This window comes from Microcystis sp. M165S2, from assembly GCF_020245885.1.
Lineage (GTDB): Bacteria > Cyanobacteriota > Cyanobacteriia > Cyanobacteriales > Microcystaceae > Microcystis.
Map to the genome: position 1 here is coordinate 1 of NZ_JADBTZ010000232.1, position 8807 is coordinate 8807.

Here is an 8807-nt window from a genome sequence, read left to right on the forward strand (position 1 = left end):
ATCTTGTTTATCTCTAATTTAACTAAAAACTCAATCAAATAAGTAGAACCCATCAGAGAGAGACTAATAGTTAAAAGCACGATCAGATAGCGATAGATAAAGTCATGATTATTTGACAGAAAAGAATTTAATTCATCGGGTCGGTAAATTATCTCCGTAGATATTTGAGAGGAATATACAGTTCGGTTTTCTAATTTGACTCGGTTTTCTAATTTGTTTTCTTGATTGGGGAAAGGATTCAACAGAGGATGAACAAAAGGGATTAGGATTATTAAAACCAAGCTGAGATAACTGGCTATTTTTCTGATCTTTTCTAGCTTGGTTAAACGATCCATTTCACTCATAAGCTCTATCCGATCGAGTTCTGGAAAATTGCCGTTGATATTAGATACTTGAGAGGAATTGTTATAATCGGGTTTTATTTGATCTAATTGATTAATGGATTGTGCTTCGTTGACTTGCTTTCCCGTGCAAGACTCTTGTGAGCTTAGTGAATTTGACATAGTTATCTGCTTTTGAAAACTTAGCCCCCAGTATAACATAAGTCAGAAAATTAATTACAGTCTTTGAAAAAGTTTCTTTATTTCGACAGTAGCCGTCAGTATCTATCCTAATTGTAGGGTTAAGAAATGCCTAATTTTAACCAATTAACAGAGCGAGAAGGTGTGAGCAACCCTTCTCGCTTTATTACAACTAAACTAACACCTCCACAACTTCCGGAACCACTGCCGTCTCGGTCGTGGTATTTTCCCCGAGGTAAATTCCCAAAGAACGGGCTGTTTTCACAATAAAACCATGGGGATCCACGGGATAGGCACAGCGATTCTCTTGATGGCATTGTTTGATAATTTTGATCACTGGTTTCAGGGGCAAACTACGCACTTGTCCCCCGCGCCAAATCACCACGCGATCGAGTTTTCCCTGTTCGATTAATTCTACGGCCTTAATGCCGAAAGCCGTGGCTAACAGTCGATCCATGGCCAAAGGAGGACGACTTCTTTGCAGGTGTCCCAAAGACATGGCCCGCACATCCATGGAATTGAGATAACAGAAGACGGGATCGGTAACGCACAAAGAGCGAGTTTTGTCAACTATCAATTTTTGTAAATAATCAGCAATATACTTCTCTTTTTGGTTATCTTCGTTTTTAACACCCTCAGAAATTACAATGAGAGCGAATTGACGACCTTGAGCGCGTAATTGTGCCAAATGACGACAACAACCGTCGATAATTTCGGGAGTGAGAGCAGGGGTTAATTCGGGAATAAAAATCGCATCGGCCCCCCCGGCAATTCCGGCATGAAGAGCTAAATGACCAGCATCTCTACCCATCACCTGCACAATCATCACCCTTTCGTGACTAGCGGCGGTAAAGGTGAGATCATACAAAGCTTGGGTGACGATATCGACGGCAGTGGTAAAACCGACGGCCCATTCCGTATAGGGAACGTCATTATCGATGGTTTTGGGAACCGCGATAATATTCCAATTGCCTTTCTGGGCGAGATCGTAGATGATATCGATGCTCCCATCGCCCCCGACGACGATCAGGGCATCTAATCCCAGCATTTCGTATCCTTGCAGGATTTTCGTGGCAATTTCTGGGTTTTCGGGATGTCCTTTGCTCAAAGAACCCAAGATACTACCACTAAGGAACTGCAAAACGTCTAATCCTTTCAAGACCCCTGGCAGGTTATAGCCATGCTGAGTCAGGATCAAATCTTGGGGGTGATATTTTCCCTCGGCAATCTGCATAAAACCGTCGGTCCCGTAGGGAATGCCGTACACATCCCAACCCTTGAGTTTTGATGCTTTCACCACGGCACGAATTACCGCATTTAACCCCGGGCAATCGCCACCACTGGTCAGAATACCAATTTTTTTCCTTTGATTCTCGCTCATGGTTATATCCTCCAGGATTTTTTTGTCAGGAGTCGGATGGGTGTTGGGGTGTTGGGGTGTTGGGGTGTTAGGGTGTTGGGGTTTTGGGGTTTTAGTTGAAATTCCCCACTTCCCTATCTCCCAACTCCCCATTCCCCAATTCATAATTCATAATTCATAATTTCCCACTTCCCACTTTTATTTGCTGGTGGTTTGAAAACGTTTCCAAACAGGTTCGTAACTTTGTATGGCCCTCATGTACTGTACCCGTTCAAAAGCGCTAGGATCTGGGCAATTCATTTGACTCATACTGCCAATTAACTGCTCGATCGATTCATACTCATTTTCTTCCAACCAATGCAATAAACCCTGTTCGATCTTGATAATTTCCTCCAAACCGTGGCGTAATAAAACACTAACTAACATAGTCGCTTTTGCACCCACCATCATCATTTTGATCACGTCGATGGCGTTATGAATACCACTGGTAGCGGCAAAATCCGTCGGTACACGACCGTAAAGCATGGCAATCCAGCGCAGGGGTAAACGCATCGCTTGGGGATTACTGAGGATAATATTGGGGTGAACATCCAAGGTTTCTAAGTCGATATCCGGCTGATAGAAACGGTTAAATAATACCAACCCATCGGCCCCTGCTTCCGCTAATTGTTTAGCCATATTGGCCGTATTGCTAAAGTAGGGACTTAACTTCATCGAGACAGGAATTGATACCTCCGATTTGACAATTTTGAGGATATCAATATAGTTTTGTTCGACGTGATTTCCGGTTAATTCCAGGTCGTTGGGAACATAATAAACATTCAACTCCAAAGCATCAGCACCCGCTTGTTGAATTTGAATGGCATACTCCAACCATCCCCCAGCGGTCTCACCGTTGAGACTGGCAATAATGGGAATATCGACCATTTCTTTGGCTTTGCGAATATGGTTGAGATATTCCTCGGAACCAACGTGAAAAACCTCCGGTTCGGGAAAATAAGTCAAAGCTTCCGCAAAACTCTCGGCTCCGTGGGTAAAATGATGGTGTAAAGCCAGTCTTTCCTGTTTAATCTGCTCCTCGAAAAAGGAGTGTAAAACCACGGCAGCGGCTCCGAAGTCTTCCATTTTCTTGATATTGTCGATATCCTCGCTCAAGGGTGCGGCCGCACCGATGACTAGCGGCGATCGCAATTGCAAACCCATGTAGGTAGTGTGTAGATTCATAACTATTCCTTGCTCCCTGTACCTTTTGCTGCTAGATACTGATACATTTGCCAGCGTGTGTCCACATCTGCTTGTGCTTCTTTGAGGAGACGTTTAGCTTCCTCCGGCTTACTGGTGGCCAACATCTTAAAGCGATTCTCCGAGTAGAGAGTTTGCGCTACGGTAAGCTTAGGCTCACGGCTGTCCAATTGCAGGGGATTTTTGCCTTCTTTAGCTAAATCGGGATGATAACGGTACATTAACCAGCGACCGCTTTCCACCACTTCTTTTTGATGGTTCATGGCGGTGGTCATGTTGATCCCGTGAGCAATACAGTGAGAATAGGCGATAATTAGCGATGGCCCGTTGTAAGCTTCCGCTTCTAGGAAAGCTTTGATAGTTTGCTCGTTTCTTGCCCCCATAGCCACGCTGGCCACATAGACGTTACCGTAGGTCATGGCCATTAAACCGAGGTCTTTTTTCGGCCCTGGTTTGCCACCAGAAGCAAATTTAGCTACGGCGGCGCGGGGAGTAGCTTTCGAGGCCTGGCCGCCCGTATTCGAGTAAACTTCCGTATCCATGACCAAAATATTCACATTGCGACCACTAGCTAAAACGTGATCTAAGCCACCGTAACCGATGTCGTAGGCCCAACCGTCACCCCCGACAATCCAGACGCTTTTCTTGACCAGATAATCGGCCACGGATAACAACATTTTCACCTGCGTGGTCGGGGTTAATTGCCCTAAACGGGATTTTAAGGCCTCTACCCGTTGCCGTTGTTCGTAAATTTCCGCTTCATCGACTTGGTGACAATTGAGAATATCTGCCGCTAGACTTTCTCCGATTTCACTAGCGAGGGTTGCTAACAGTTCGGCGGCAAATTCTGCCTGTTTATCGATGGAAACTCGGAATCCTAAGCCAAATTCGGCATTATCTTCAAAGAGGGAATTCGACCAAGCTGGACCGCGACCTTCAGCGTTAACTGCCCAGGGTGTTGTCGGTAAATTACCTCCGTAGATAGATGAACAACCGGTGGCATTAGCCACTATCATGCGATCGCCAAATAGCTGACTGACCAATTTAACGTAGGGAGTCTCACCACAACCGGCACAAGCACCGGAAAACTCAAAGAGAGGTTCCTGCATTTGCTGATGGTTAATTTTATTAAGATTTAGGCTTGAACGGTCTGGATTCGGCAAATTAAGGAAGAAATCCCAGTTAACTCGTTCCTGTTCCCGCAGGGGCAATTGGGGAGCCATATTAATCGCTCTTAGACGCGGTTGCGATTTGTTTTTAGCGGGGCAAACATCAACGCAGATACCGCAACCGGTACAATCTTCGGCGGCCACTTGGATGGTGAATTTTAGCCCTTTCCAGTCGTGATCCTTGGCATTAGCGACTTTAAAGGTTTCTGGGGCCGTGGCTAATTCGGCCTCATCATAGACTTTTGAGCGAATAACGGCGTGGGGACAAACGAGAACGCATTTACCGCACTGAACACAGACATCAGCGTCCCAAACGGGGATTTCTTGGGCAATATTGCGTTTTTCCCATTGGCTAGTGGCGGTGGGATAAGTACCATCGTTGGGAAGGGCGCTAACGGGCAATTCATCCCCGTGACGGGCGATAATTTTGCCGAGGACTTCTCGGACGAAAGCGGGTGCGGTGTCGGGGATTGGTGGTCTTAATTCAAAAGCTTCCGGGGTGACAGTGGCGGGAATTGGCACTTGATAGAGGTGTTCTAGGGCAGAATCCACAGCTTTGATGTTCATCTGCACGATTTCTTCGCCTTTCTTGCCGTAGGTCTTGCGGATAGCTTTTTTGATTTGTGCGATCGCATCTTCCCGAGACAAAACCCCCGCTAGGGCAAAGAAACACACCTGCATCACGGTATTAATCCGACTGCCCATCCCCGCTTCTTTGGCTACTTGAGTGGCATTAATCGTATAAACTTGCAGATTTTTATCGATGATAGTTTGCTGGAGATTGCGGGGTAAGTGACTAAACACCTCCTCCGGTGGATAGGGACTATTGAGGAGAAAAATTGAGTTCGATTTAGCGGTTTCCAGCAGGTCAAATTGTTCGACAAATTCCCACTGATGACAGGCGATAAAGTTAGCATCAGTGATTAAATAGGTAGAGCGAATCGGCTCCGGTCCAAAGCGTAGGTGAGAAACTGTGACGGAGCCAGATTTTTTGGAATCATAGACGAAATAACCCTGGGCATAATTATCAGTATCTTCACCGATAATTTTAATTGAATTTTTGTTAGCTCCCACCGTACCATCGGAACCTAAACCATAGAAAACCGCCCGCACTACTTCGTCCGGTTCAGTGGAGAAACTGCGGTCATATTCCAGACTGGAAAAGGTAAGATCGTCAACGATACCAATAGTGAAGTGATTTTTCGGTTTGTCGAGACTTAAGTTATCAAATATACCAGCAATCATGGCTGGAGTAAATTCTTTGGAAGATAAACCGTAGCGTCCTCCCACAATTTTCGGCAGCTTGCCTTCGTACTCTTCCATAAAGGCATTTACCACGTCTAAATATAGCGGATCGCCCCCGGCACCGGGTTCTTTACAGCGATCTAAAACGGCTATTTTTTTCACTGTGGTGGGCAAAGCTGCCAGTAATTTTTCGGCGGCAAAGGGACGATAGAGACGAACTTTTAAAACCCCAACTTTAGCCCCATTTTGATTGAGATAATCAACGGTTTCATGGACGGTTTCCCCTCCCGATCCCATTAACATAATCACTCTTTCGGCATCGGGCGCACCGTGGTATTCATAGAGATGGTATTGCCGTCCTGTTAATTGGGCAAAACGATCCATAATTTTTTGAGTGATATCGGGACAAGCATAATAGAAAGGATTGACGCTTTCCCTTGCCTGGAAATAAACATCGGGATTTTGTGCCGTGCCTCGTAAAACCGGTCGATCGGGAGTTAAAGCCCTTTGACGGTGGGCAATAATTAGGTCTTCATCGATCAGTTCTTTGAGAGTTTCATCGCTAATTAATTCGACTTTTTGCACCTCATGACTGGTACGAAAACCATCAAAAAAGTGCAGAAAAGGAATCCGCGTTTCTAGGGTGGTAGCTGTGGCGATAGCCGCCAGATCTTGAGCTTCTTGAACGGAATTAGCCGCTAACATAGCCCAACCCGTACTTCTGGCAGACATGACATCACTATGATCCCCAAAAATTGACAATCCTTGGGCTGCTAAAGCACGGGCCGCCACATGAACCACTGAAGAGGTTAATTCCCCCGCAATTTTGTAGAAGTTGGGGAGCATTAATAATAATCCCTGCGAGGAAGTGAAAGTAGTAGTTAAAGCTCCTGTTTGTAGCGCTCCGTGCAGGGTTCCCGCTGCCCCACCTTCGCTCTGCATTTCGATTACGGAAGGGATGGTTCCCCAGAGATTAGCTCTGCGTTCGGCCGCCCAACTATCGGACCATTCACCCATAGGCGAGGAGGGAGTGATAGGATAAATAGCGATCACTTCACTGAGACGATAGGCAACGCGCGCAACAGCTTCGTTACCGTCTATGGTTGCATAGGTTTTTTTTGTCATGTGTTCCCCTTAGTTTTTACGATATTTGTCGGGATTTTAAGTTTTTTTACGGCTCAATTTCGCACTAAATATCCTGTCGTTTCCCTGACAACCGAAGGATTTTCTTTGAGCGTCGCTTTTGACTCCCTATCTACTATTGGACGCTTATGGCAGACAGGCTTAAGTAGAGCAATTTTTCTGTCTCCACCTCGATCATTATCCAGATTCTCGGCTTTCTAGCAATTCGTTATTTTTTCTTAATACGCTGCTGAGTTTGCCAGCAACCGACTGGGATTAATTAATATTGAGAATTGAGATAAAAATTAATGATACTTTTTTAAAAAAAGTGCTAGGTCAGAAGATAAGCTGTTGACTATCTAAATTACTCATTAAGACTGTCTATGAGCAGGGAGAAGGAATTATGAATTATTAATTATGAAGTGGGGAAGTGGGGAAACTTTTCAGTTATCAGTGAACAGTAATCAGTAATCAGTGAACCGATACAGCCTTTCTCGTCAAGGTGAAGCACAGATTAAACCTTGCTAATCAAGTATTTTAGCCGCAAGAACGAACCTCATCTATCTGAGAAACGCTGTAACTCGCATCTGATAACTGATAACTGATAACTGATTCAAGGCTGACGACCGACTCCTAACCAACCACGACAATTTTTGATTTTTGCAAGAGATCTAATAACCAGTTGATTTAGTCAGCCGATGAAGTTAAGATGTACTAGGTTAAACACAAATGAACTAAAGTACAAATTATCTTAACCCAAGGATAGGAAAATAGATCATGACTAACCTCGAAACCCTTACTCAAGCGCAAAAGGAGTTGTACGACTGGCTAATTGAGTATATTCGCACTACTCAACACGCCCCTTCCATCCGGCAAATGATGCGAGCGATGAATTTACGCTCTCCCGCACCGATTCAAAGCCGTTTAGAACGTTTACGCGCCAAAGGCTATATTGATTGGACAGAAGGAAAAGCACGCACCCTGCGGATTCTCAAACAACCAGTGCAAGGTTTACCGGTTCTCGGTGCGATCGCTGCTGGTGGTTTAGTGGAACCCTTCACCGATGTGGAAGAAAAACTCGATCTTTCTAACCTGTTGCAACGCAGTCAAGACTGTTATGCTCTGCGCGTTTCTGGAGACAGTATGATCGAGGATCATATTGCCGATGGGGATCTGGTGATTATGCGTTCTCTGACGGGTAATGAAGCGGTGTCCAATGGGGAAATCGTCGCCGCTAGAGTCGAAGGCCACGGCACTACTTTAAAACGTTTCTACCAAGAAGGAGAAATCATCACTCTCCAACCCTCTAATCAAAAATATCAACCAATTACAGCCAATACTGAACAAGTACAAGTGCAAGGGGTTTTAGTGGGTGTTTGGCGCGGTTATTAGCCAAAACTGGGGCGCACTTAAGCGCCCCGATAATTTTTCCTCTCCTTGCTCCGGGAAAAGAATCGGGTTGGCAGACTAGGATAATATAAGGGTTTTAGCCTATCCCGCACTTAGGTGTTTTAACTTTTATGCCCAAAAAACAGAAATATCCCCATCTCTTGGGATCAAAATGGACGGCAAAACAAAAAACATGGGGCTGGCGACATTTTCAAGTGGTCAATCGTCAAAATCGCGGTCAATGGGTTTTTGCCGAATTAGTTGCTTCCTGCGATCCGACCGTCCGCTTCTGGATTAATGCTAAACAGTTGCAAGACGCGAATCTCTGGCAATCAGGTTGGCAAACCCTAGCGGAAATGAACCAACCCGACAGCGCCGACGAGATTATTGTAAATTAATATTAAGAAACCTTGTAATTTTTCACTCTTTGCCCATCAGCCACGCCGAGAGCTTTTTATGCAAGAGATCTAGTTTAAATGCAGAACAGCCTATTTTCGGGGAGTTTTGGTTCTCGACGTATTTTTTTAGTTGTTCGACGGTAACGCCGCCACAACTGGCCACGAAATAAGCTCCCGTCCAAAAATAGGGTTTGTTGTAGAAATACTTTGCCGCTAAGTACGGAAATTCCTTTCTAATTAAGCGACTACTAACTGTTTTAAGGTTAGCGATTAGTTTGGATAAAGCGATGTCAGGTTTGTCATCGATAATCAGGTGAACGTAATCCGATTCACCGTTGAAATCAAGTAATGTGCTGTCCCA

At 45.0% G+C, this 8807-nt stretch carries 6 protein-coding genes and 1 pseudogene; 2 read left to right on the plus strand and 5 right to left on the minus strand.

The window, feature by feature from the left end; all coding sequences use genetic code 11:
• From IM479_RS11875 to nifJ, 4 genes are all read right to left on the minus strand, one after another.
• Nucleotides 1-503 (minus strand): hypothetical protein (locus tag IM479_RS11875; RefSeq protein WP_287684241.1); only part of this gene is annotated, 503 nt, incomplete at its 3' end.
• A gap of 190 nt (nt 504-693) precedes the next feature.
• The gene (locus IM479_RS11880) at nt 694-1902 is read right to left on the minus strand and encodes an ATP-dependent 6-phosphofructokinase (protein WP_287684243.1); all 1209 of its coding nucleotides are present in this window, start codon (nt 1900-1902) and stop codon (nt 694-696) included.
• Between the two features lie 177 nt (nt 1903-2079).
• On the minus strand, nt 2080-3105 hold the full coding sequence (locus IM479_RS11885; RefSeq protein WP_286823856.1) for a dihydroorotate dehydrogenase-like protein: 1026 nt from the start codon (nt 3103-3105) through the stop codon (nt 2080-2082).
• Between the two features lie 2 nt (nt 3106-3107).
• On the minus strand, nt 3108-6662 hold the full coding sequence (nifJ, locus tag IM479_RS11890; RefSeq protein WP_287684244.1) for a pyruvate:ferredoxin (flavodoxin) oxidoreductase: 3555 nt from the start codon (nt 6660-6662) through the stop codon (nt 3108-3110).
• A gap of 774 nt (nt 6663-7436) precedes the next feature.
• Between nifJ and lexA the strand changes: the two genes are divergently transcribed.
• Together lexA and IM479_RS11900 are read left to right on the plus strand one after the other, a co-directional pair.
• Nucleotides 7437-8051, plus strand: coding sequence for a transcriptional repressor LexA (gene lexA / locus IM479_RS11895; RefSeq protein WP_286823853.1), 615 nt, complete (start codon nt 7437-7439; stop codon nt 8049-8051).
• Nucleotides 8052-8179: 128 nt separating this feature from the next.
• Nucleotides 8180-8446 (plus strand): TIGR02450 family Trp-rich protein, encoded by a 267-nt coding sequence (locus tag IM479_RS11900; RefSeq protein ID WP_286823851.1) that lies wholly within the window; start codon nt 8180-8182, stop codon nt 8444-8446.
• A 94-nt stretch (nt 8447-8540) separates the two neighbouring features.
• On the opposite strand, the pseudogene tnpA reads toward IM479_RS11900, so the two are convergent.
• A pseudogene (gene tnpA, locus IM479_RS11905) lies at nt 8541-8807 on the minus strand (IS200/IS605 family transposase); the annotation flags it as partial.